Source organism: Streptomyces sp. NBC_01237 (assembly GCF_035917275.1).
GTDB lineage: Bacteria > Actinomycetota > Actinomycetes > Streptomycetales > Streptomycetaceae > Streptomyces.
Map to the genome: position 1 here is coordinate 7,506,526 of NZ_CP108508.1, position 24,146 is coordinate 7,530,671.

At 72.4% G+C, this 24,146-nt stretch carries 21 protein-coding genes; 11 read left to right on the forward strand and 10 right to left on the reverse strand.

All coding sequences use genetic code 11. The annotated features are described in order from the left end of the window. The first annotated feature begins 16 nt into the window (after window positions 1-16). On the forward strand, window positions 17-1,117 hold the full coding sequence (locus OG251_RS33305; protein ID WP_326680575.1) for an MBL fold metallo-hydrolase: 1,101 nt from the start codon (window positions 17-19) through the stop codon (window positions 1,115-1,117). On the opposite strand, the gene OG251_RS33310 is transcribed toward OG251_RS33305, so the two are convergent. Then, the gene (locus tag OG251_RS33310) at window positions 1,065-1,694 is read right to left on the reverse strand and encodes a DedA family protein (RefSeq protein ID WP_326680576.1); all 630 of its coding nucleotides are present in this window, start codon (window positions 1,692-1,694) and stop codon (window positions 1,065-1,067) included. The genes OG251_RS33305 and OG251_RS33310 overlap by 53 nt on opposite strands. After that, window positions 1,691-2,467, reverse strand: a complete 777-nt coding sequence (locus OG251_RS33315; RefSeq protein ID WP_326681505.1) for an MBL fold metallo-hydrolase — start codon at window positions 2,465-2,467, stop codon at window positions 1,691-1,693. The genes OG251_RS33310 and OG251_RS33315 overlap by 4 nt, the downstream gene beginning before the upstream one ends. A gap of 187 nt (window positions 2,468-2,654) precedes the next feature. Between OG251_RS33315 and OG251_RS33320 the strand changes: the two genes are divergently transcribed. Together OG251_RS33320 and OG251_RS33325 are read left to right on the forward strand one after the other, a co-directional pair. Continuing rightward, window positions 2,655-3,059, forward strand: coding sequence for a hypothetical protein (locus OG251_RS33320; protein ID WP_326680577.1), 405 nt, complete (start codon window positions 2,655-2,657; stop codon window positions 3,057-3,059). Window positions 3,060-3,267: 208 nt separating this feature from the next. After that, window positions 3,268-5,436 carry a phage holin family protein gene (locus OG251_RS33325; RefSeq protein WP_326681506.1) on the forward strand — a complete coding sequence of 723 codons (2,169 nt, stop codon included), beginning with the start codon at window positions 3,268-3,270 and terminating at the stop codon, window positions 5,434-5,436. A 23-nt stretch (window positions 5,437-5,459) separates the two neighbouring features. On the opposite strand, the gene OG251_RS33330 is transcribed toward OG251_RS33325, so the two are convergent. Then, window positions 5,460-6,494: an isopenicillin N synthase family dioxygenase gene (locus OG251_RS33330; protein ID WP_326680578.1), complete on the reverse strand. Its 1,035-nt coding sequence runs from the start codon at window positions 6,492-6,494 to the stop codon at window positions 5,460-5,462. A gap of 310 nt (window positions 6,495-6,804) precedes the next feature. On the opposite strand from OG251_RS33330, the gene ligA reads away from it, so the two are divergent. From ligA to OG251_RS33355, 5 genes are all read left to right on the forward strand, one after another. Next, a complete protein-coding gene (ligA, locus tag OG251_RS33335) occupies window positions 6,805-8,919 on the forward strand; it encodes an NAD-dependent DNA ligase LigA (RefSeq protein WP_326680580.1) in 2,115 nt (704 codons plus the stop codon). 274 nt (window positions 8,920-9,193) lie between these two features. Then, window positions 9,194-10,045, forward strand: a complete 852-nt coding sequence (locus OG251_RS33340) for a rod shape-determining protein MreC (RefSeq protein ID WP_326680581.1) — start codon at window positions 9,194-9,196, stop codon at window positions 10,043-10,045. Continuing rightward, window positions 10,042-10,692: a hypothetical protein gene (locus OG251_RS33345; RefSeq protein ID WP_326680582.1), complete on the forward strand. Its 651-nt coding sequence runs from the start codon at window positions 10,042-10,044 to the stop codon at window positions 10,690-10,692. The genes OG251_RS33340 and OG251_RS33345 overlap by 4 nt, the downstream gene beginning before the upstream one ends. 35 nt (window positions 10,693-10,727) lie before the next feature. After that, a complete protein-coding gene (gene secD, locus OG251_RS33350) occupies window positions 10,728-13,052 on the forward strand; it encodes a protein translocase subunit SecD (protein ID WP_326680583.1) in 2,325 nt (774 codons plus the stop codon). 160 nt (window positions 13,053-13,212) lie between these two features. After that, complete coding sequence (locus tag OG251_RS33355) at window positions 13,213-13,953, forward strand: YoaK family protein (protein WP_326680584.1); 741 nt, start codon at window positions 13,213-13,215, stop codon at window positions 13,951-13,953. Here the strand turns inward: OG251_RS33355 and OG251_RS33360 are convergent. Next, entirely contained in the window at window positions 13,943-14,770 is an 828-nt protein-coding gene (locus OG251_RS33360) for a helix-turn-helix domain-containing protein (RefSeq protein WP_326680585.1), read from the reverse strand. The two genes, OG251_RS33355 and OG251_RS33360, sit on opposite strands and share 11 nt — an antisense overlap. A 71-nt stretch (window positions 14,771-14,841) precedes the next feature. Here OG251_RS33360 and OG251_RS33365 point away from each other — a divergent pair, with 71 nt between their 5' ends. Continuing rightward, the gene (locus OG251_RS33365; RefSeq protein WP_326680586.1) at window positions 14,842-15,147 is read left to right on the forward strand and encodes a 4a-hydroxytetrahydrobiopterin dehydratase; all 306 of its coding nucleotides are present in this window, start codon (window positions 14,842-14,844) and stop codon (window positions 15,145-15,147) included. A gap of 23 nt (window positions 15,148-15,170) precedes the next feature. Here OG251_RS33365 and OG251_RS33370 read toward each other — a convergent pair whose 3' ends face one another. Further along, the gene (locus tag OG251_RS33370; RefSeq protein ID WP_326680587.1) at window positions 15,171-16,133 is read right to left on the reverse strand and encodes a LysR family transcriptional regulator; all 963 of its coding nucleotides are present in this window, start codon (window positions 16,131-16,133) and stop codon (window positions 15,171-15,173) included. A gap of 134 nt (window positions 16,134-16,267) precedes the next feature. Here OG251_RS33370 and OG251_RS33375 point away from each other — a divergent pair, with 134 nt between their 5' ends. Further along, a complete protein-coding gene (locus OG251_RS33375) occupies window positions 16,268-17,200 on the forward strand; it encodes a class I SAM-dependent methyltransferase (RefSeq protein WP_326680588.1) in 933 nt (310 codons plus the stop codon). A 31-nt stretch (window positions 17,201-17,231) separates the two neighbouring features. Here OG251_RS33375 and OG251_RS33380 read toward each other — a convergent pair whose 3' ends face one another. The 4 genes from OG251_RS33380 to OG251_RS33395 form a co-directional block, all read right to left on the reverse strand. Next, window positions 17,232-17,702 carry an RICIN domain-containing protein gene (locus OG251_RS33380; RefSeq protein WP_326680589.1) on the reverse strand — a complete coding sequence of 157 codons (471 nt, stop codon included), beginning with the start codon at window positions 17,700-17,702 and terminating at the stop codon, window positions 17,232-17,234. 122 nt (window positions 17,703-17,824) lie between these two features. Then, window positions 17,825-18,661 carry an aldo/keto reductase gene (locus OG251_RS33385; protein WP_326680590.1) on the reverse strand — a complete coding sequence of 279 codons (837 nt, stop codon included), beginning with the start codon at window positions 18,659-18,661 and terminating at the stop codon, window positions 17,825-17,827. A 156-nt stretch (window positions 18,662-18,817) separates the two neighbouring features. Then, window positions 18,818-20,617: an AMP-dependent synthetase/ligase gene (locus OG251_RS33390; protein ID WP_326680591.1), complete on the reverse strand. Its 1,800-nt coding sequence runs from the start codon at window positions 20,615-20,617 to the stop codon at window positions 18,818-18,820. Window positions 20,618-21,028: 411 nt separating this feature from the next. After that, window positions 21,029-21,913, reverse strand: a complete 885-nt coding sequence (locus OG251_RS33395) for a LysR substrate-binding domain-containing protein (RefSeq protein WP_326680592.1) — start codon at window positions 21,911-21,913, stop codon at window positions 21,029-21,031. A 115-nt stretch (window positions 21,914-22,028) separates the two neighbouring features. Here OG251_RS33395 and OG251_RS33400 point away from each other — a divergent pair, with 115 nt between their 5' ends. Then, complete coding sequence (locus tag OG251_RS33400) at window positions 22,029-23,072, forward strand: bile acid:sodium symporter family protein (protein WP_326680593.1); 1,044 nt, start codon at window positions 22,029-22,031, stop codon at window positions 23,070-23,072. 116 nt (window positions 23,073-23,188) lie between these two features. Here OG251_RS33400 and fdhD read toward each other — a convergent pair whose 3' ends face one another. Continuing rightward, a complete protein-coding gene (fdhD, locus tag OG251_RS33405) occupies window positions 23,189-24,073 on the reverse strand; it encodes a formate dehydrogenase accessory sulfurtransferase FdhD (RefSeq protein WP_326680594.1) in 885 nt (294 codons plus the stop codon). Window positions 24,074-24,146: the final 73 nt, after the last annotated feature.

The window sequence follows — 24,146 nt, forward strand, 5'->3', positions numbered from 1 at the left end:
CGACAGGAGCCTCTCGATGACGGAACAGGGCGAGCGCGCTCCCACCGGAGCGGGCGCGACGGACCGGACCCCGGCTCCGGGCCGCCTCGGCGAGGACACCGCGGTGCGGCCGCCCGGCGAGGTCAGAGTCTGGCCCCGCACCTTCGCGGACCGCCTCACCGCGCCCCTTCCGGGTGTCAGGGGCATGACTCGACTGGCCCGCGAGCGCTCCCTGCGGCCCGACGCCGAAGGACTGCGCGGCATCCACCGGCTGCCCCACGCCCCCGCGCCCCTGCCCGTTCCCGTCACCGGCACGGTCGCCGTCACCTGGGCCGGACACGCCAGCTGGATCGTCCGCATCGGCGGGCTCACGGTCCTGACCGACCCCGTCTGGTCCCGGCGCATCCTCGGCACCCCGGCCAGGATCACGCCGGTGGGCGTCCGCTGGGAGGATCTGCCGCCCGTGGACGCGGTCGTGATCAGCCACAACCACTACGACCACCTCGACGCCCCCACCCTGCGCCGGCTGCCGAGGGAGACCCCGTTGTTCGTCCCCGCGGGTCTCGGCCGCTGGTTCCGGCGCCGGCGCTTCACCCGCGTCACCGAACTCGACTGGTGGGAGTCGGCGGAGCTCGACGGTGTCCGCTTCGACTTCGTCCCTTCCCACCACTGGTCCAGACGCACGCTCATCGACACCTGCCGGTCCCTCTGGGGCGGCTGGGTGCTCGGCGACCGGCAGGGCACCGGGCAGCGGATCTACTTCGCCGGGGACACCGGATACGGCCACTGGTTCAAGGAGATCGGCCGCCGCCACCCCGGTCTCGATCTGGCGATGCTGCCGATCGGAGCGTACGAACCACGCTGGTGGCTCGCCGATGTGCACACCGACCCCGAAGAGGCCGTACAGGCGTACGAGGACCTCGGGGCCCGCGCCATGGCACCGATGCACTGGGCGACGTTCCTGCTCTCCGCCGAGCCGGTGCTCGAACCGCTCACCCGGCTCCGTACCGCCTGGCGGCGGGCCGGTCACCCGCGCGAACAGCTCTGGGACCTGCCCATCGGCGCCTCGCGCGTACTCGACGGCGTCAGTGACCGAGCTTCGTCCGCAGCCTGCGCCACACCGCCGGAGCCGCGCTGATCAGCAGCGTCAGACCCACCGCCGCGACCACCCCCTGCCACGGCTCGGGGAAGAGCGAACCGCCCAGAATGCCGATCAGCTGATACGTCGCCGCCCACGCCAGGCACGCCGGTACATCACCCCGCGCGAACCGGCGCAGCGGCATCCGGCCGAGCAGACAGGCAAGCATCACCGGAATCCGCCCGGCCGGAACCAGCCGGGACAGCACCAGCACCATCGCCCCGTGCTCCTGGAGCTTCCGCTGCGCCTGGGCCAGCCGCTCCGGGGCGGCCCGGTCGCTGATCGTCCTGAGCCACTTCGAACCGTTCCTGGAGCGGACCCCGCGCTTCCCCAGCCAGTACAGGCAGATGTCCCCGAGGAACGCGGCGGCCGACGCCACGACGAACACCACGAGCAACGCGAAGGGCGCCGTCTGATGGAACGCCACCACCGCCGCCGAACTCACCAGCGCACCCGTCGGCACCACCGGAACCAGCGACCCCAGGGCCACCAGGAGGAACAACGACGGATAGCCGACGGCCTGCTGCGTCGACTCGGTCGGCAGCTCCCGCACCACTCCCTGGATCTCGTGGATCACCGGCCGGCCTCCGGCCGGACCCGCTCGCCGTGCCCCAGCAGGTGCACCGCCACCTTCGGAGCCACCAGCGCCGCCTGCCGGACGAACTCGTCGCCGGGTGAGTGGAACTCGTGCGGCCGCACACCGTCCATCCCGATCGGCCAGTACGTGCCGTAGTGCACCGGCACCGCCGAACCCGGCTCCAGCCGGGTCAGCGCCTCGGCGGCACGGGCCGGGTTCAGATGGCTGTGGCCGAGGTTCGGCCCCCAGCCGCCCACCGGCAACAGCGCCACGTCCACCGGACCCACCGCTTCGGCCATCCCGTCGAACAGACCGGTGTCACCGGCGAAGTACGTCCGTGCCTCCCCCTCGACCACATAGCCGAGCGCGGGCACCCGACGCGGGCCGACCGGCAGCCGCCGCCCGTCGTGCAGCGCGGGGACCGCCCGTACCCGTACCTCGCCGACCCGCACCACATCGCCCGGCGCCACCTCACTGATGAGGAGCCCGCGCATCCGGCGCAGCATCCGCAGCCCCGCCACCGCGGCCACCGCTCCGCTCGGCACGATCAGCCGGCTGCCGGGAGCCAGCCGCGCCAGCGACGGCAGATGCAGATGGTCGGAGTGCAGATGCGAGATCAGGACCACGTCGGCCACCGCCGCCATGGGCGGCGGCACCTCGCCCCGGCGGCGGCGCAGATGCGCGAAGCGCCGTACGAACAGCGGATCGGTCAGCAGCCGGACGCCGGAATCCTCGACCGTGCAGGTGGCATGACCCCACCAGGTGACCTCCACCGGCACGCCCCGCCTCCTCGCTCGTCCCCCTGTGAATCCTGTCCCCGGGTACGAGCGTAAGCGCCGCGCGCCGGTGGCACGCCGGTGCACGCCTTGTCGGCCCGTTCCGCACAGGTGCGACCGGTTACGGACGGCTACCGAAGGGGTAGGGTCGGGCGCAGAATTCCTAGTGCGGGGGGGACCGTCCATGGGAGACGTACGGGTGGCGGCCATCGCCAGTCTCACGCCGCTCGAAGAGCTCGACGGCGATCCGTTCCTCGTCGACACCCGCGGCCAGCAGGCCATGTGCGCCCGCTGGGCGGCCGGCCGGGGCTACGTCGTCACCCGGCAGCTCCGGGTCTACGGGCTGCGCCCCGACCACCACGCCCTGTGGAACGACATCGAGGACGGCCAGGTCGACCTGTTCGTGGCGCCCAACGACCGGGTGCTCGCCCGCGCGCTCAGCTCGGTCCGTGACTTCACCGCGGAGTGCGAGCGGCGCGGCGTACGACTGGAGCTCGCCGGTCTGGACGAACCGGAGTACACCTCACGGTCGAAGGCCAGCGTCCACCGACGGCTCTCCATGCCCACCGCCGGTTACGACGGCTGTTGATCCGGCCTGTCGCTCCGGCTGCGGATCACGCGGGGGCCGGCACAGCCGCTGATCAGCCCGGCCGCCGCCCGTCGTCCCCGTCCCCGTCCGCACCCTCGCCCGTGGGCACCGCTGTGAAAGGCTGGGTCCGGGCCCACGACGGCCGGGCCCGGACGTGAGGTGGAACGGCGTGGGTGACGGGCGATGGCGTACGGCTGGCAGAGCCCTGATGCGCGTGATCGCGGTGTGGGCGGTGTCGACCCTGACGATGCTGGTGCTCGCCGGGATCCTGCCCGACTTCCAGCTCCAGTCCGACGACGGCGACAGCATCACCAAGACCGCGTTCACCGCCGCCTGGGGCGCGGGCGCGTTCGGCCTGCTCTCCGCGCTGGTCTGGCCCGTCCTCGTCCGGGCGCTGCTCATCGTGCCCGCCCTCGTCCTCGGGATGCTGGTCTTCTTCCTCAACGGCTCCCTGCTGCTGATCGCCCTGCGGCTCATTCCGGACGGGCGCGGCGCGGCCGACCCGGAGACGGCGGTGGTCGTCGCCGCCGTCATGTCCGCCGTCGCCTCCGCGACCTCCACCGCCCTCGCGGTCCGGGACGACGACGCCTACCGGCGCAGGCTCTCCCGGCTCGCCGACCGGCGCCGCCGCCGCAGCGGCACGGCCGGTACCGCGGACGGCGGCCGCGGCGGACCGCCCGGCACCGTCTTCCTCCAGCTCGACGGCGTCGGCCATGACGTCCTGACCGGGGCGGCGGCCGACGGACTGATGCCGACCGTGGCCGACTGGCTCGCGGACGAGTCCGGCCACCGGCTCACCCCCTGGCGCACCGACTGGTCCAGTCAGACCGGCGCCAGCCAGCTCGCCATCCTGCACGGCAGCAACCACGATGTGCCCGCCTTCCGCTGGTACGAGAAGGAGACCGGCACCGTCATGGTCTCCAGCAGACCGGCGAGCGCCCTCGAAATGCAGCGCCGGGCCATCAGACGCACCCACGACGGCGGACTGCTCACCGTCGACGGCGCGAGCCGCGGCAACCTCTTCAGCGGCGGCGCCGACCAGCTCGCCCTCGTCCTCTCGATGGCCGCCCGGCGCGGCAAGGGGCGCCGCTCCCGCGCCGGGTACTTCGCGTACTTCTCCGACCCCGCCAACGCCGTCCGCACCGCCCTGTCCTTCGTCGCCGAGGTCTGTCGCGAGATCGGCCAGTCGACCGCGTCCCGGGTGCGCAAGGACACGCCCAGGATCAAACGGGGCGGGCTCTACCCCTTCATCCGGGCGTTCGCGACCGTCGTCGAACGCGATGTGGTGGTCTCCGCCGTCATCGGCGACATGTTCGCCGGACGCACCGCCGTCTACGCCGACCTCGTCGCCTACGACGAGGTCGCCCATCACTCCGGGCCGCACAGCCGCGACGCGGAGAAGGTCCTCGAACGGCTCGACCGCTCCCTCGCCCTCATCGCCAAGGTCGCCGATCACACCCCGAGGACCTACCGGATCGTGCTGCTCTCCGACCACGGCCAGAGCCCGGGGGAGACATTCGCCGGAACGTACGGGCTGACCCTCAAGGACCTCGTGCGCGCGGGCTGCGGGCTGCCCGTGCCGCGCAGGGCGCAGCGCACCCGCAGCGCTTCGGAGGCGCGCGACGCGGTACGGATCGCGCTGCACCGCCCGGTGGAGGAGAAGGAGGCCGAACACCGCGCCAAGCCCTCCGACCCGATCGTGCTCGCCTCCGGCAACCTGGGGCTGCTGTCCTTCCCGGACATCGAGGGCCGTGCCTCGCGCGAACAGCTCGACCGCCGCCACCCCGCGCTGCTCAGCACGCTCGCCAACCATCCGGGGATCGGCTTCCTCCTCGTACGCAGCGAGGAACACGGCTCCGTGGTGCTGGGGCCGGGCGGGGCCGAGGTCCCGGTGCGGGAGCTGGTGGACGGGGCGGGGCCGCTGGCCGTCTTCGGCGCGGGTGCGGCGGCCGCGGTGCGGCGCACCGACACCTTCCCCCACGTCGCGGATGTGATGGTCAATTCGATGTACGACCCCGACACCGGCTTCGTCCACGCCTTCGAGGAGCAGATCGGCTCGCACGGCGGGCTGGGCGGTGAGCAGTCGCGCCCCTTCCTGCTGTGGCCGCGCGCCATGACGGACCCGCTGGACATCGTCGCCGCCGAGGCCGCCCGGGGCACGCCCCCGCCGTCCGGGGGCGGCCTGGTGGGCGCCGAGAGCGTGCACCGGGTACTGAGCCGTTGGCTGAGCGAGCTCTCGGGGCCGCAGGTGCCGCTGCGTTCGGAGGGTTTCACCGGTGCGGCACGGGCGGACGAGCCCTTCCCGGGCACCGACGCCGGTGCGGAATCCGGCTCCGGCTCCGGCTCCGACGGGGCGGTGCCCGGCAGTCCCGGCTGAGGCGAGCCCGGACCGGGCGATGTTCAGCCGGTGCGCGGGCCCGCGAAGTTGGCGCTGATCCGCTGCCGCAGATACTCCCCGGCGGTGATCGCCGGATAGCTGGAGCCGGGGCCCTCGATCACCACGTCATCGTTCGCCTGGGCGAAGAACGCCAGACTGTAGCGGGCGCCCTGGTATTCGTCCGGGCCCGGATTCCGCACCCGGTGGAAATTCGACGGCAGCCGGTCCTCGCTCCAGCGCATCAGCATGTCGCCGATGTTGCAGGTGATGGAATCCGCGGACGGCACGATGGGCGTCCATTCCTCGGCCTCCGCCTCCTTTCCCGGGCAGACCTGGAGACCGCCCTGCCCTTCCTGCTGGAACAGCAGGGTGAGACAGTCGAAATCGGTGTGCGCACCCGCACGCCAGGTGTCCATGGAGCCGCGCGCACCGGCCGGGACCGCGAAATAGTGGAGCATGCGCAGAGTGCTGCGGTACGAATCCGCCGTCGGGTCGTGGGCGGCGTCGAAGAAGTCCCTGGCGAATCCCAGCCGGTCGGCGAAGCAGGACAGCACCCGCATGGCGACCTGCCGGCACTGCGCCTCGAATGCCAGGACGGTCGTCCGGAATCCCGCGATCTCACCGTCGTCGGGCCAGAGCCCCGTCATGAGCGGGCGGGTGACCTGGTACGACTCCTTGGTGTCCGGAGTGCCGATCGAAGGGCGTACCTGACTCCGGCTCTCCCAGCCGGAATTCGTTCCCTTCCGCAGCGGGTAGTTGGCCTTGACTTCTTCGGGAAGGGCGAAGAACGCCCGCGCGGCGGCGAACGCCCCCTCGATATCGCTCTGTTCGATGCCGTGGTGGTAGATCTGGAAGAAGCCGACGTCGGTCGCCGCCTCCCACAGTTCCTGGGTGATGCCGGCCCTGCGCCGGTCGAAGTCGGAGAGATCGATACGCCGGATCTCCCGGTCGGACACCTCGGTGCCCCGGCCGCCCATACGGCTCTCCCTGTCGAGTTCGGAGAGTCCGTAGGGCGAGGGCGAGGGCGGCGGAGTGGGAGGGGAAGGGTGTGCGTTCACAGCGGCAGTGCTCCGTTCCGGAGGTCACCTTCGACGGCTGACGGAGTGCAGTCACCGCCCCTGCACTCCCACCGGGCTCCGGGAGCGGATCCCTCGGCCCCGGCCACGATCCGTTCGTGGGCTGGCACGCGATGCGTGCGCGATGCGGGTGACTCTGCCGTGGCCGTGTTTCGGGGAGGGGACGCCGTGTCGACATCGCCGTTACGCGCGGGGCGCGCGGCGGACGGCGCGTCCCGCGGCCCCGTCCGCGTACCGGTCCCGCGCCTGTGTCCATCGGGTGTTGTCAGTGGTGGGCGGCAGGATGGTGGCCATGACGAACTCAGCTGTTGTGCTCGCCGACGCGTCCTCCTACGCCGCCGCTGTCGAACAGGCGTCGCAGGCCGCCGCCGCGTACTACGCCACGGGCGAGAGCCCGCTCGACGACGACGCGTACGACCGGCTGGCGCGCGGGATCGCCGCCTACGAGGACGCGCACCCGCGGGAGGTGCTGGCAGCCTCGCCGACGGGCAAGGTCGCGGGTGGCGCGGCCGTCGGCGACATACCGCACACGGTGCCCATGCTGTCCTTGGACAACGTCTTCTCCGCCGAGCAGTTCGCCACCTGGACCGTCTCCCTGGAGCGGCGGATCGGCAGACCCGTGGCCGCCTGGAGCGTGGAGCCCAAGCTCGACGGCCTCGCCGTGGCCGCCCGGTACGAGCAGGGAAGGCTCGACCGGCTGATCACCCGGGGCGACGGCACCGCGGGCGAGGACGTCTCGCACGCCATCGGTACGGTGCTCGGCCTCCCCGAGCGGCTCGGCGCACCGGTCACCATCGAGGTGCGCGGCGAGATCCTCATGACGGACGAGCAGTTCGAACAGGCCAACACGGTGCGCACGGAACACGGCGGAGCCCCCTTCGCCAATCCGCGCAACGGGGCGGCCGGCACCCTGCGCGCCAAGGACCGGCCCTACCGGGTGGAGATGACCTTCTTCGCGTACGGGGCGCTCGCGCTGCCCGGTTCCGGGGAGCTGACCGACACCCTGGCCGAGCTGCCGCACAGCGAGGTCCTGGCGTACGTCGCCGGGCTCGGCGTGCACACGGCGGCGGACACGGACGTCGCCCCGCGCACGGTCACCACGGTCGAGGCGGTGCAGTCGAGGGTGGCGGAGATCGGTGCTCTGCGGGCCTCGTTGCCGTTCGGTATCGACGGCATCGTCATCAAGGCGGACCTCGCCGCCGACCAGCGCGAGGCCGGTTCCGGGACCCGGGCGCCGCGCTGGGCCATCGCGTACAAGCTTCCGGCGGTGGAGAAGGTCACCCGGCTCCTGGCCGTCGAGTGGAATGTGGGCCGCACCGGCATCATCGCGCCGCGCGCCGTGCTGGAGCCCGTCGAGATCGACGGGTCGACCGTCAGCTACGCCACCCTGCACAACCCGGCCGACATCACCCGCCGCGATCTGCGGCTCGGGGACCAGGTGATGGTCTACAAGGCGGGCGACATCATTCCGCGCATCGAAGCGCCCGTCGCACATCTGCGGACCGGTGACGAGCAGCCGATCGAGTTCCCCGCGAGCTGCCCGCAGTGCGGCTCCGAGATCGACACGAGCGAGCAGCGCTGGCGCTGCACCCGGGGCCGTGACTGCCGGCTGGTCGCCTCCGTGTCCTATGCCGCCGGGCGCGACCAGCTCGACATCGAGGGACTGGGCGCCACCCGTGTCGTCCAGCTCGTCGACGCGGGGCTGGTCACCGATTTCGCCGACCTGTTCACCCTGGAGCGGGAGCAGCTGCTCGCCCTCGACCGGATGGGCGAGACCTCCACCGACAATCTGCTGGCCGCCATCGCGACGGCCCGCTCCCGCCCGCTGTCCCGCGTCTTCTGCGCCCTGGGAGTACGGGGCACGGGGCGTTCCATGTCCCGCCGGATCGCCCGCTACTTCGCGACCATGGACCGGATCGTCGCCGCCGACATCGAGACGCTCCAGCTGGTCGACGGCATCGGCAAGGAGAAGGCGGCGGGCGTGGTCGCGGAGCTTGCGGAGCTGGCACCGCTGATCGAGAAGCTGGTGAGCGCCGGGGTCAACATGACGGAGCCCGGCGTCACGCCGCCGCCGGAGCCCGGGACCGAGCAGGACGGGGAGGCGGACGGGGAAGCGGGCACGCAGGCCGCCGTCGCACCGTCGGACCTGCCGCTGGACGGGATGACCGTGGTGGTCACCGGGGCCATGACGGGCAGCCTGGAGAAGCTGTCCCGCAACCAGATGAACGAGCTGATCGAGCGGGCCGGCGGGAAGTCCTCCTCCAGCGTCTCCAAGCGCACGAGCCTTCTGGTCGCCGGGGAGAAGGCCGGATCGAAGCGGACCAAGGCGGAGGGCCTGGGTGTCCGGATCGCGGCACCGGACGAATTCGCGGAGCTGATCGCCTCGTTCCTGAGCGAGGAGGAATGAGGGCGCGGGTGCGCCTGCCGCACACCCGATGACGCGTCTTCGTGCCGCACGCAGATGACGCGGCACCGTGCCGCGCGTCATATGGCGGGCACCCGGTGCCGAGTGCCCGGTGGCGGGTGTCCGCTGACCGGTCTCCGGTAGCGGGGCCTTCGAATGGGCAAGGAAGTGGCTTTCCTTGCCCCGGTATTGCATAGTGAGGGCTCGGTCATGCCTCGCTATCAGCGGGTCACTGGTGAGCGGACGGCTGTGGTGGCAGGCCGGGGGGTGAGGAGCGATGAGTTCTTTGCGCGACGGACAGCGCTACGTCCGGCCCGTCCACCGGGGGACCCCGGCGATCCGGGCCCCCCGCAACCACCCGTCACGCGGCGACCGGCCCGTCGCCACCCGGGGCCTCGCCCTCGACCTCGGCAGTTCCCGGACCCGTGCCTGGGTCCCCGGACACGGCCTCATGACCGACCCGCTCCCGGACGACGGATCCCTCCGGCCCGTCCGTCGCGGCCGTATCGTCGACCCCGAGTCCTGCGGCAGACTGCTCAGCCGTATCGCCGACGCAGCCCTCGGAACCGACCGCAGTGACAGCGTGATCGTGCTGAGCCATCCGGTCCTCGCCGGAGCCGAGCACCGTACCGCGGCACGCGAACTGCTCGCCGCGCTCGGTCCGACCGGTGTCGTGGTGCTCAACAGCGCCCGTGCCGCCGCGGCGTACGCAGGACCGCAGGACAGCGGCCCCCTGCTCGTCATCGACATGGGCGCCGAGCTGACCGAAGTGACCCTGCTCGTGGACGGCATGGTGGCCGACGCCCGCCAGGCCGAGTCGGGGCTCAGCGACCTGGACCCGGCCACGCTGCCCGCGGCCCTCGTCCGCACCGTGCTCGACATGATCATGTCCATGTGGCGGCAGGACCGGCACGGCACCGTCCTGGGAGCCCTGCGCAAGGGCCCGGTCCTCGCCGGAGGCGGCGCGCTGCGCCCCGACATCACCGACCGGCTCGCCCTCCGTCTCGGGGTACGGGTCCGTCTCGCCGACGACCCGTCGACCACCGTCGTACGCGGCGCCGGGCTGATCCTCAGCTCCGTGCTCCGCCACGCCGCCGCACCGGCCGTCCTGCCCGGCCCGGCGGGGTGACCCCCTTCCCCGAGCCGCCACGGGGGAACACACCCCGGCGCGGCCGACCGGACGCACCGGCCCGGCGGGCACGGCACGCCCTGGCCGCGCTGCTCCTCGCCGTCCTCACCCTGATCGGCGGCGGGCCCGCGGCCACCGGTGCCGCGCTCCCGGTCCGCGCCCTCACGGGTCCGGCCCCCGTCACCGCGTACGCGCCCGTCGCCCCCGCCCCCGCCCAGCACACCGACCGGACCGCACGGGCCGGCCAGATCCATGACACCCGCCGCTTCCGCGCCGGGGCGGCCGGCGGCCACGACACCCGCACCGTCACCTCCGGTCAGGACACCCGTCGCGGCCGGACCGTCGCGGCAACCGGCCACGACCACCCGCGGGCCGCGGTCACCTCCGCCCCGCACCCCCGGGCGGGCATCCTCCGGGCCCAGGCGCCGAACCACTCGCCGCCGCCCGCCCACAGCGCGCTGCCGCCCCGCACGCCGGTCCTGCCCGCACCGCGCGCCGCCACGCAACGCCGCGCCGAAGCCGCCTCCCGCGTACCCGACGGGAGCCCGGCCGGGCTCCCCGGTGTACGGGGTCCTCCCGGGACGGCAACCGGTCCGAGCACCGGTCACCGGTCCTGTCCCACAGACCTGCCGTCCCGTCCTCGCTGAGGTGAGGGCGGTAGACGCCCCACCGGAGGATTCCCATGACTCGCGCCACCGCGGTGCGAGCGGTTCTGGCTGCCGCCGTACTGCTCGTCTCCGTGTTCATCACGCTGACCATGTCACCCAGACTCGGCCTCGATCTCCAGGGCGGCACCCGTATGGTGCTCCAGGCCAAGGACTCCGCCACGACCCGGGCGGACCGGGAGAGCACCGACCGCACCCTGGAGGTGCTGCGCCAGCGCATCGACTCGCTCGGCGTCTCCGAACCGACCCTGACCCGTTCCGGCGAGGACCGGATCATCGTCGAACTCCCGGACGTCCAGGACCCGCGCCAGGCCGCCGAGGTGATCGGCAGAACCGCCCAGCTGAGCTTCCACGCCGTACAGGGACCGGGCGCCACGACCGACACCACCCCCGCCGGGGAACCGGACTCCGCACCCACCGCCGGGGAACCCCTGACGCTGCCCGACGAGCAGGGCCGCCCGCTCGCCCTGGGCCCCGTGCAGCTCTCCGGCGCGGGCGTCAAGGACGCCACCGCCACCTTCGACGCCGAGGGGGGCGCCGGGTGGACCGTCTCGCTCGACTTCGAGAAGGACGCGGGCCGGGACTGGACCCGGCTGACCGGTGCGGCCGCCTGCCACCCCGCCCAGGACGACCGGCGCCGGGTCGCCATCGTTCTCGACCGGCAGGTGATCTCCTCTCCGCAGGTCGACCCGTCGATCGGCTGTGACGTCGGACTCCCGTCCGGGACCACCCGGATCACCGGCTCCTTCAGCGCCGACGAGGCCCGCGACCTGGCCCTGCTCATCAAGGGCGGCGCGCTCCCCGTACCCGTCGAGATCGTCGAACAGCGGACCGTGGGTCCGACGCTCGGTGCCGAGGCCATCGACGCCAGCGCCAAGGCGGCACTCATCGGAGCCGCTGCCACCGCGCTGTTCATCACCTTCGTCTACCGGCTCTTCGGGGCCCTCGCCGCCGTGGCCCTGGCCGCCTACGGGGTGATCTCGTACGCCGCACTGGTCGCGCTCGGCGTCACCCTCACCCTGCCCGGCCTCGCCGGATTCGTGCTCGCCATCGGCATGGCCGTCGACGCGAACGTCCTGGTCTTCGAGCGCGCCCGCGAGGAGTGCGTCGCCCGGCCGAACGGCTCCCTGCGCTCCGCGCTCACCGCCGGATTCCGCAACGCCTGGAGCGCGGTCGCCGACTCCAACGTGACCACGCTGATCGCGGCGGGGCTCCTCTTCTTCCTCGGTTCGGGGCCGGTCAAGGGCTTCGGAGTCACCCTGGCCATCGGCGTCATCGCCTCGATGTTCTCCGCGCTCGTCATCGCCCGCGCGCTCACCGAGACCGCGGCGAACTCACGGTTCGTCAGCGACTACCGGGGCGTCAACGGCATCGCACGCCCCGGCCGGGTACGGACCTGGCTGACCCGCCGCGATCCGCGGCTGTTCCGCTCGCCGCGCCGCTGGCTGCTGTTCTCCACGGCGCTGATCGCCGTCGCCGTGCTCGGCATCGTGGTCCGCGGCGTCAACCTCGGCGTCGAGTTCACCGGTGGCCGTCTCGTCGAGTACTCCACCAGCCGCCCCGTCGACGTCGACACGGCCCGCACGACGCTGGCCGCCGCGGGCTTCGGTGACGCCGAGGTCACCACCGCGGGCGCGGGCGACCTCTCCGTACGCACCGGGAAGCTCGACAACGACGGGGAACACGCCCTGAGGGCCGCGCTCGCGGCCGAGGGCGGTGAGACCACGAAGGTGCGCGACGAGCTGATCGGGCCCAGCCTCGGCGACGAGCTGCGGCGCAACGCGCTGATCGCCCTCGCGGTCGCCGTGTTCGTCCAGCTCGCCTATCTGGCGGTCCGGTTCCGCTGGACGTTCGCCGTCGCCTCGGTCGGAGCGCTCGTCCACGACGTGATCATCCTCGTCGGCGCCTTCGCCTGGCTGGGACGTACCGTCGACGGCATCTTCCTGGCCGCGCTGCTCACGGTCATCGGCTACTCGGTCAACGACTCGGTGGTGGTCTTCGACCGGGTGCGGGAGCTGTGGGCCAGGAGCCCCCGCGCACCGCTGGCCACCGTCGCCGAACGGGCCGTCCTGCAGACCGTTCCCAGAACCGTGAACACCGGGATGGGCGCCCTGTTCATCCTGGCCGCGCTCGCGGTGCTGGGCGGCGACTCGCTCGCCGACTTCGCGCTCGCCCTGCTCATCGGCGTCTGCGTCGGTACGTACTCCTCGGTGCTCACCGCCGTGCCGGGCGCACTCGTACTGGAGAAGGGCAGCAAGGCTCCGCCCCCGACCCGCGCGAAGGGCCGCCGCACGGCCCCGGCGGCACGCCGCGCCCCGCTGGACAACGGCGCCCGGGTCTGACCCACCGCCGGCCCGCCGTCTCCGGCACCGCCTGCGGCCCACCGCCTCCCGACCGGGCCACCGCCCCCGCCGACCGCGGGGGCGGTGCGCGCGTCGGTCGCGGCGGACCGCGGGCCAGGCACGGACAATCCGGACCACACCCAGTGATCGGAGCGTGCCCATGGCTGTCGTCCTGCGCGAGGCGTGGTCCATGGTCGTACCGGACCCGAACGGCCGGCACGGCCCCCTCCCGCCCCTGATGCTCGCCCTGACCTTCGTCACCGGACTCGTCGACGCGGTCAGCTATCTGCTCCTGGGCCGGGTCTTCGTCGCCAACATGACCGGCAACGTGGTCTTCTCCGGCTTCGCCTTCGCCGGAGCCCCCGGCTTCTCGCTGGCCGCCTCCCTGGTGGCGCTGGCCGCCTTCCTCGCCGGGGCACTGGCGGGCGGCCTGCTCGTCCACCGCGCCCGCACCCACCGGGGCCGGATGCTCCAGTACGCGCTCCTGGCCGAGACCGTCTTCGTGGCGGCGGCGGCAGGTGTCACCCTGGTCTCCGGCACGCCGTACACGGGAGGGGTCAGGTTCGCCCTCATCGTGCTGCTCGGTCTCGGCCTCGGCGTGCAGAACGCGGCCTCCCGCGCGCTCGCGGTCCCCGACCTCACCACCACCGTGCTGACGCGCACACTCACCGGGGTCGCCTCGGACAGCCGTCCGGCCGGGGGAGGCGGGAGCCGGGCCGGACGGCGGATCCCGTCCGCCGCCGCGATGCTGCTCGGCGCCATGGCCGGAGCCGCCGCGGTCCTGCACGGCCGGCCGACACTGCCCCTGGTGCTGACGGTGGTGATCCTCGCCGCCGCGAGCACGGTGGCGACCGTTCTGGCCCGCAGCGACGCCCCCTGGACCGCGACGCTCACGACGTGAGGGAGTGCAGATACGCGGCGGTCTCCCGGTCGGCGGGCAGGAACGTCTCGATGGCCAGCTCGGCGACCGTCACATCCATCGGCGTGTTGAACGTCGCGATGGAGGAGATGAACGACAGCACCCGGCCCTCGTGCTCGACCAGCATCGGCAGCGCGAACGCCGCCCGCCCGCCCCCGGCCGGCCGCGGGCCGGACGCGTACCCCCTCCGCCCGCCGGCACCCCGCTCGGGCGGCGGATAGGCGGCGACCTCCTCGTGCAGGGCCCGCAGTTCCGGCGAACGGACCAGGGCGATCTGCCGTTCCATCTGCGCGAGCAGATCCGCCCGCCACTCCGGCAGATTCACGATGCGCGGGGCGAGACCCTCCGGATGCAGGGTGATCCGCATGACGTTCGGCGGAGGGGTGAGCAGATGCTCGGCCACCCCCGTCATCAGCAGCGAGCTGGCCCGGTTGGCGGCCACCACGGTGTACATGCCGTCCAGGACGAGGGCCGGATAGGGGTCGTAGCACTGGAGCAGCCGCTCCATGCCCTCGCGCAGCGCGCCCATCGACGGGTCGTCCAGCGCGGTCTCGGTGTACCGGGGCGCGTATCCGGCCACCACGAGCAGGGCGTTGCGTTCCCGGACCGGCACATCGAGGTGTTCGGCCAGCCGCAGGACCATCTCCTCGCTGGGCCGGGAGCGGCCCGTCTCGATGAACGAGATGTGCCGGGCCGAGGAGTCCGCGCGCAGGGCCAGCTCCAACTGGCTGATCCGCCGCTGCTGCCGCCAGCCCCGCAGCAGCTGCCCCACTCCCGTGTCACGCGCGACAGTTGTCATACGCAGACCGTAACGTCACCCGCACTGCCGGACCGTCCGTTGATCCACTTCGTGATGCAGGGAGCCGTTCCATGCCCGCCGAACCTCTGTTGCCCTCCGAGATCGAGACCCGGCTGCGCGCGCTGCCCGGCTGGGCGCGGGAAGGGGGCCGGATCACCCGTACCTACCGGCTGCCCTCCCACTTCGCCGCCGCGGCCCTGACCGTCCATGTCGCGCAGATCCAGGAGGAGCTCGGGCACCACTCCGATCTGACGCTCGGTTACAACACCGTCGCCCTGTCCGTGAACACCCATGACGCGGGCGGTGCGATCACGGAGAAGGACCTGGCGCTCGCCACCCGGGTGGCGGCAGCGGCTCCGGCGCACGGCGCGGAGTAGGACCGGAACTCGGTTCCGGGCTCTCAGGCCACCGTGCCGAACGCCGGATGCGCGGCGAGCCACGCCGCGTAGTCCGGGCTGCGCGACACCGCCTCCGCGTACGCCGACCGGGTCAGCCCGCTCACCGCTCCCGCGGCGGCGTCCGCGGCGGGAGAGCGGGGGTGCCAGCCCAGCAGATGGCGCCAGCTCAGCGGTGAACCGGTGATCGGCCGGGTCACCAGGCCGGGCGTCGGCGGGAACGTCGCCCGGCACAGCCCGATCGCCCGCCCCACCTGCACCAGGTGGACGACGGAGGACGTGTCCGTCTCGTACACCGACACCGGGGTGAAGCCCGCCCGTGCGCAGGCCCCGGCGAAGCAGTCCGCGAAACAGCCGTCGCCCGGCACATCGGCCCAGCACTCGTCGGACAGCGCGGCCAGGCCCAGTTCGGGCTCGCCCGCCAGCGGATGGTTCTCCGGCAGCATCACGAACACCGGGTCGACGCCGACGACCTGCCAGACCAGGCGCTCAGCCATCGGCGGCGGGCTCTCGCCGCAGGCCCCGATCAGAGCGAAGTCCAGCCGTCCGTCGATGACCAGCGAGGCGATCTCGGCCACCGACCACGAGGTGTACGTGGACACCGGCGTGGAGGGGTGCGCGGTGGCGAGCCGGTCGACGAGACCGCCGAGCAACGGTCCATGCGTCCCGCCGAGCCGGAACCGGTCCATGGCCCCCGTCGCATTGGCGAACCGCACCGCCTCCGCCTGCAGCTCGCTCACCGCGGGCAGTACCACCCGCGCCCGTTCGAGTACCAGCTCACCGAGCGGGGTCGGCCGGGCGCCCGTGTGGTCCCGCTCGAAGAGCACGCCGCCGAGAGCCTTCTCGATCCGCCGCAGCTGAGCGCTCAGGGCGGGCTGCGCGAGCCCGAGCGCTGCGGCCGCCTTGGTGAGGCTGCCGGTGTCGGCGATGGCACGTACGGTCCGTAGATGGCGCAACTCCAGCTCCATAACGGCAAGTTATGGGCCCGGAGGCCCACCGGCAATACGCCCGCCGGGAAAGTCGCGGGGGACCAGGCCCGTGCCGGTTTGCCGAAGTGGCAACAGAAGTGGCCGGGAGAGCAATTCTCGGGAAGGCTGGCCCCATGAGCGATCACGCCGGTCACGGCCACCACGAGCAGTCGCACGCGCAGCCGCATCCGGGTCCGCGGCCGCACGCGCACGCGCATGACACCAAGGACTTCGACTGGGACGCGATGGGCCCCCGGCTGGAGCGGGAAGCCGAGCTCAGCGCCCCGCAGTACGAGGAGGCGGCCCGCTGGATCGCCTCGCTGCCCGACGCCCCGACCGTGCGCCGCGTGCTCGACATCGGCAGTGGCCCGGGTGTGGTCGCCTGCCTGCTGGCCGAGGTGTTCCCCGAGGCGGAGGTCGTCGCCGTGGATGCCACCCCGGCACTCCTGGAGCGGGCGGCCGCCCGTGCCCGGCGGCTGGGAGTGGGTGAACGCTTCCGTACGCTGGAGGCTGAACTCCCGCACGATATCTCCCGGTTGGGTGAGGCCGACCTGATCTGGGCGGGCAACTCCCTGCACCACATGGGCGACCAGCGCGCCGTTCTGGCCGGCTTCGCCGGGGCCCTGCGGCCCGGCGGAACGGTGGCGCTCGTGGAGGGCGGGCTTCCGGTGCGGCGGCTGCCCCGGGACATCGGCATCGGCCGGCCCGGTCTGGAGGCCAGGCTGGACGCGGTCTCGACGGAGTGGTTCCAGCGGATGCGGGTCGAGCTGCCGGACGCGAAGCACGAGACCGAGGACTGGAACGCCCTGTTCGGCGCGGTGGGACTGACGCCGAACGGTACCCGCAGCTTCCTCCTCGACCTGCCGGCCCCGCTCTCCGCCCAGGCCCGTGAGTACATCGTGGATACCTTCACCCGGGCGCGCGAGGCGTTCGGCGACCGGCTCGACGCCGATGACGTCGCCGTACTCGACCGGCTGCTCGATCCCCAGGACCCGGCCGGACTGCACCACCGGTCCGATGCCTACCTGCTCACCGCCCGCACGGTCCAGCTGGCCCGGCGCGGCTGAGCCAGGGGCCGGGGCCGGGCGAGCGGGACGGTCAGGCCGCCACGGCCTCCAACCGCCACCACTGGGACGGGGAGTCGGTGTCCTCCCACTGCTGGATCCTGGCCCCGGCCTCCGTGGAGCCGTCGGCGACTTCGAGGACGAGCCCGCTGACGAAGCTGACCAGGGTCACCGTGCCCGGCGCCTCCAGGTGCTGTTCGATCAGCCATTCCTGGGCGCCGTAGTTGTTGGCCCGCCACTGCTGGATGGTCGCGCCGTTCTCCGTGGAGGCGTTGGCGACGTCCAGCCGCTTGCCGCTGTGCGCGTTGACCAAGTGGTGGAGCGCGGCACCCTCGTGCACCGGGGACAGCTGCCAGAGCTGCGCGGCCGACCCGCTCTCCTCACCCTGGAGCACCGGGGCGCCGCCGCCCTTGGCCGCGCCGTACACCTCCAGCAGCAGCCCGCTGCCGACGTTGCGCAGACGGTACAGACCGGCCTCGACGACGGGCGCGGCGTCCCTGCTCATGCTCTGGTGCTCCTTCGGAGGGATACGACGGCGGAGGGGGATGGCGGTGGCGGGGTACGACGGCGCCCCCACCGTCGGCACGGTGGGGGCGCCGGAAGAGAATCCGGAACGAAGGGTGCGGCTCAGGCGCCGTAGTTGAACTCGGCCGGGTCCGGGCCGAGGCGCTTGCCCTCGTCCAGGGCGGCGAACGCGGCGAGGTCGTCGGCGTCCAGCTCGAAGCCGAACACATCGAGGTTCTCCACGATCCGCGACGGGGTCACGGACTTCGGGATCACCACGTTGCCCGTCTGGATGTGCCAGCGCAGCACGGCCTGGGCGGGCGTGCGGCCGTGCTTCTGCGCGACCGCCACGACCGTCGGGACCTCCAGGAGGCCCTTGCCCTGGCCCAGCGGCGACCACGCCTCGGTGGCGATGCCGTGCTCGGCGTGCAGCGCGCGGGACTCCGCCTGCTGGAGCTGCGGGTGGAGCTCGATCTGGTTGATCACCGGGACCACGGAGGTCTCGCCGAGCAGCCGGTCGAGGTGCTCCGGCAGGAAGTTCGACACGCCGATGGCCTTGGCGCGGCCGTCGGCGTAGATCGTCTCCAGGGCCTTGTACGTGTCGACGTACCGGTCGGTGGCGGGCAGCGGCCAGTGGATCAGGTACAGGTCGACGTAGTCCAGACCGAGCTTGTCGAGCGAGGCGTCGAAGGCGCGCAGCGTGGAGTCGTAACCCTGCTCGCTGTTCCACAGCTTCGTGGTGACGAAGAGCTCGTCACGGGCGACCCCGGAGGCGGCGATGGCCTTGCCGGTGCCCACCTCGTTCTCGTAGATCGCGGCGGTGTCGATGCTCCGGTACCCGGATTCGATGGCCGTGGCGACCGCCTTCGCGGCCTCGTCGTCCGGCACCTGCCAGACACCGAAACCGAGCTGCGGCATTTCGAGGCCGTTGTTGAGGGTGATGGAGGGGACCTGGCTCACGAGCGGTCGATCCTTACGTCGTCGGTTGGTACTCCTGAGGTCAACGATCAGCTCGGCCGAAGCATTCCCCCGACGGGCACCGGACCGTTCCCCCCGGCGGGCACCCACGCGTCCTCCGTACGGATGCCGGTCCCGGCTCCCGCGGGGTGGACGGCGTCAGCCGTACAGCGCGTCCACCTCGACCGCGTACGCCGCCTCGATCGCCTTGCGCTTCAGCTTCAGGGAAGGAGTCAGCAGACCGGCTTCCTCGGTGAACTGGTGCGCCAGAATCCGGAACGTACGGATCGACTCCGCCTGCGACACCGCCGTGTTGGCGGCCACCACCGCCCGGCGCACCTCCCGCTCCAGGTCGGGGTCCCGCACCAGTTCGATGCCGCTCAGCGGGGGCCGGCCCCGCATGGCGAGCCAGTGGTCCACCGACTCCTGGTCCAAGGTCACCAGCGCCGCGATGTAGGGCCGGTCGTTGCCGACGACGATGCACTGCGCGACCAGCGGATGCGCCCGCACCCGCTCCTCCAGACCGGCCGGGGACACGCTCTTGCCGCCCGACGTCACCAGGATCTCCTTCTTCCGCCCGGTGATCGTCAGATAGCCGTCCTCGTCCAGTGCGCCGATGTCCCCCGTGGCGAGCCAGCCGTCGTTCAGTACGGCGCGGGTGGACTCCGGATCGCCCAGGTAGCCGGAGAAGACGTTGGCGCCGTGCACCCACACCTCACCGTCCTCGGCGATGTGCACCGTGGTGCCCGGGATCGGCAGGCCGACCGTGCCGTAGCGGGTGCGCTCGGGCGGATTGGCCGTCGCCGCCGCCGTCGACTCGGTGAGCCCGTACCCCTCGAAGACCGTCACGCCCGCACCCTCGAAGAACAGCCCGAGCCCGCGCTCCATGCCCGAGCCGCCCGACATCGCGTGCCGCACCCGGCCGCCCATGGCGTCCCGGACCTTCCTGTAGACGACCTTGTCGAAGAACTGGTGCTGCATCCGCAGCCCGGCGGACGGCCCCGGGCCCTTCCCGAACGCCCGCTCCTCCAGCGCCTCGGCGTACTTCACCGCGATCTCGACGGCCTTGCCGAACGCCCCGGCGCGGCCTTCCGCCTCCGCCCTGCGGCGGGCGCCGTTGAAGACCTTCTCGAAGATGTACGGCACCGCCAGGATGAACGTCGGCCGGAACGTCAACAGGTCCGGCATCAGCGCGGACACCGACAGCTCCGGCTGATGGCCGAGCTTCACCCGGCCCCGGACCGCCGCGATCTCCACCATGCGGCCGAAGACGTGCGCCAGCGGGAGGAAGAGGAGGGTGGACGCCTCGTCGCCCGCCTTGGAGTGGAACACCGGCTCCCAGCGGCTGACCATGGTGTCGGTCTCGAACATGAAGTGGGCATGGGTGATCACGCACCCCTTGGGGCGGCCCGTCGTCCCGGAGGTGTAGATCACGGTCGCCACGGACTCGGGCGTCACCGCACGCCGGTGCCGGTGCACCACCTCGTCGTCGATCTCGGCGCCCGCCGCCATCAGCCCGGTTACCGCGTCGGCGTCCAGCTGCCACAGCCGCTTGAGATGCGGCAGCCGGTCGATCACCGAACCGACCGTCATGGCGTGGTCCTCGTGCTCGACCATCACGGCCGCGACCTCGGCGTCGTGCAGCATCCACAGCACCTGCTCGGCCGACGACGTGGGATAGACGGGCACCGACTGGGCGCCGATCGACCAGAGGGCGTAGTCGAACAGCGTCCACTCGTACCGCGTACGGGACATCAGGGCGACCCGGTCACCGAACCGGACGCCGTGGGCGATCAGCCCCTTGGCCAGGGCCAGCACCTCGTCGCGGAAGACCGCGGAGGTGACATCGCGCCACTGTCCGGACGCGTCCTTGCGGCCGAGGGCGACCCGGTGCGGGTCGTCCTCCGCGTAATCGAACACCACGTCGGCGAGACCGCCGACCAGGGGCGCCGCCGCCATGGGTGGGACAGTGAACTCGCGCAAATGACCTGCTCCTCCGGCACTCCGCACAGCGCCGCGACGCTACCCCACGGAACGCGCCTGCGGGAGGGGTGGAAGTCTGCGTAAAACGTGCCATCTGCACAGGTCAACCGTCGAAATCCGGCCAGATGGGCAAGGCTCGGGCGCACTTCTGACCGCGGAGTAAGTGGCTCGCGCGGGAATCTCCACCGAATCTGAACGTTGCGATCACTCCCGCTCTACGACGGTACGGGGAGTTGTTCCGCGTCCGTCCGCCGTGTCCGGCCCGCCCGTCCTGTCCGGCGAGTCCGTCCGTGTCCGCCCCGTCCGCCGTGGTCCGTGCTGTCCCTCGCGTACGGGCGGTCCGTCCTGTCTTTCACCTACGGGGGGTGCGTCCTTCACGTACGGGGGTCACGCCCCGTCGCGGCCGCTGATTCCGCGGTGGAGCCGGTCGCCGCCCGCCAGGATCGCCGCCGCCAGCGCGTCCGCGGCCTCCTGCGCGGCGTCCCGGCGGTGGCCGTGCCGCAGGACGAAGTCCACGTCGCCGAGCTCGGGCAGTCCCGCCCTGGCCGGTACCGGGACCAGTCCCGGCGGGATCAGCCCCCGGGTGTGGGCCATCACGCCGAGCCCCGCGCGGGCCGCCGCGATCAGCCCGCTCAGACTCGTGCTCGTACACGCGATCCGCCAGGACCTGCCGTGCTCCTCCAGGACCTCCAGCGCGCGGGCCCGGGTGATGCCCGGCGGCGGGAAGACGATCAGTGGCACCGGGCGCTCCGGATCGATCCGCAGCTGCGGGGCGCCGATCCAGGTCAGCGTGTCCTGCCAGACCAGCTCGCCGTGCGTGTCGCCGGTGCGCCGCTTGGCGAGCACCAGGTCCAGGCGCCCCGCCGCCAGCTGCTGGTGCAGCGTCCCGGACAGCTCCACGGTCAGCTCCAGTTCGACCTCCGGGTGGTCGCGGCGGAAGGACTCCAGGATCTCCGGCAACCGGGTCAGGACGAAGTCCTCGGAGGCGCCGAACCGCAGCCGGCCACGCAGCCGGGTGCCGGCGAAGAACGTCGCGGCCCGCTCGTGCGCCTGAAGGATCGTCCGGGCGAAGCCGAGCATCGCCTCGCCGTCCTCGGTGAGATCGACCCGGTGCGTGTCGCGGACGAACAGCTGCCGCCCCGTCGCCTCCTCCAGCCGCCGCACGTGCTGGCTCACCGTGGACTGCCGGACGCCGAGCCTGCGGGCGGCCTGGGTGAAGCTGAGGGTCTGGGCGACGGCGAGGAAGGTGCGCAGCTGAGCGGGGTCGTACATGAACCCACGCTATCGCGTTCCGTGATGACAGTCAGAGCGGTATGCCGGATTCCCGATGGGGGCGATCCGTCGCAGGATGGGTGGGCACGATCTGAACGAGAGACACGTGGAGCACATGAGCCGCCGCACCCCGAAGCTGCCGTCCTGGCTGCCGATCGACCTGTACATCCTCGCGCTGATCGGCACCGTGGTGCTCGCGGCGTTGCTGCCCGCGTCGGGCCGGGCCGCCGATGTGGCCGGCGGGGCGTCGACCGGCGCGGTCGCCCTGCTCTTCTTCCTCTACGGGGCCCGTCTCTCGACCGGGGAGGCGCTCGACGGCCTGAAGCACTGGCGGCTCCACCTCACGGTCCTGATCTGCACCTTCGTCGCTTTCCCGCTGCTGGGGCTGGCCAGTAAGGGCCTGGTGCCCTACGTGCTGACCCCGCAGCTCCAGGCCGGATTCCTCTTCCTCTGCCTGGTTCCGTCCACCATCCAGTCCTCGATCGCCTTCACCTCGATCGCCCGGGGCAACGTGCCCGCGGCGATCTGCGCGGGGTCCTTCTCCAGCATCGCCGGGATCTTCCTCACCCCGCTCCTCGCCGCCCTCCTGCTCGGCGGCACCGGCGGGGGGTTCTCGGCCGACTCGCTGCTGAAGATCGTGCTCCAGCTGCTGGTCCCGTTCGTCGCCGGACAGCTGATGCGCCGCTGGATCGGCGGCTTCCTCGTCCGGCACAAGAAGGTCCTCGGTTATGTCGACCGCGGTTCGATACTGCTGGTCGTCTACACCGCCTTCAGTGAGGGCATGGTCGCCGGTGTCTGGCACCAGGTGACTCCGGCCCGTCTCGGCGCGCTGCTCGGCGCCGAAGCGGTGCTGCTGGCGCTGATGCTCTCGCTGACCTGGTACGGGGCGAAGCGGCTCGGGTTCGACCGCGGGGACCGGATCGCGATCCAGTTCGCCGGGTCGAAGAAGAGCCTGGCCGCCGGGCTGCCGATGGCGAGCGTCCTGTTCGGGGCGCACGCGAGCCCGGCCGTGCTGCCGCTGATGCTCTTCCACCAGATGCAGCTGATGGTCTGCGCGGTGATCGCGAAGCGCCGCTCGCACGACCCCGAACCGGACCCGGTACCCGGGACCGCTCCCGGACCGGCCGAAGAGCTCTCCCCGGCCACCGGCCGCGCCTGACCGGCGTACGTATCCGACGGCCGGGCGGCCCGATGTGCCCGACGGCCGTGACTGCCTGGCGCACCCGACCCCGCCGTACGGATCTTCCGGCGCGTCGGGCACGTCCGGCGCGGGCCTTACGCGCCCGCCGCCCCGGCGCTCCGGGCGGGTGCCCCGGCCCCGTCGGCCTCGGCTTCCAGGACGATGCGGTGCTCGCCCGCGTACACGTTCATCGAGGGGCCCCGCAGGAACCCGACCAGGGTCAGTCCGGTCTCGGCCGCCAGGTCCACGGCCAGCGACGACGGCGCGGACACCGACGCGAGCATCGGGATTCCCGCCATCACCGCCTTCTGTGCCAGCTCGAACGAGGCACGGCCCGACACCAGCAGGATGGCCCGCGACAACGGCAGCCGGTCGTCCGTCAGCGCCCGGCCCACCAGCTTGTCGACCGCGTTGTGCCGGCCCACGTCCTCCCGGATGTCCAGCAGTTCGCCGTCCTCCGAGAACAGGGCGGCCGCGTGCAGCCCTCCGGTCCGGTCGAAGAGCCGCTGCGACTCGCGCAGCCGGCCGGGAAGGTCCGAGAGCAGTGCGGGCGTCACCCGGACCGGGGGAGCGTCGGCGACCGGGTGCCGGGTCGTGGTGCGTACCGCGTCCAGACTGGCCTTGCCGCACAGGCCGCAGGACGAGGTCGTGTAGACATTGCGTTCCAGGGTGATGTCGGGCACCACGACACCGGGCGCGAGCCGCACGTCCACCACGTTGTAGGTGTTCGCACCGTCCGCCGTCGCCCCGGCGCAGTACACGATCGACCGCACCTCGGAGCCCAGGCCGATCACGCCCTCGCTCACCAGGAAGCCTGCCGCGAGCGCGAAGTCGTCGCCGGGGGTGCGCATCGTGATGGCGAGCGGCCTGCCGTTCAGCCGGATCTCCAGCGGTTCCTCGGCGACGAGCGTGTCGGGCCGGGTGGAGAGCACCCCGTCCCGGATCCGGATCGTGCGGCGTCGCTCGGTGGCCCGTCCCATAGCCGATGATCCCGATTCTGTACGTGGGTGAGGCCGAAGCGGCCCTTGCTGCGGAGGTTCTCGATCTCATTGT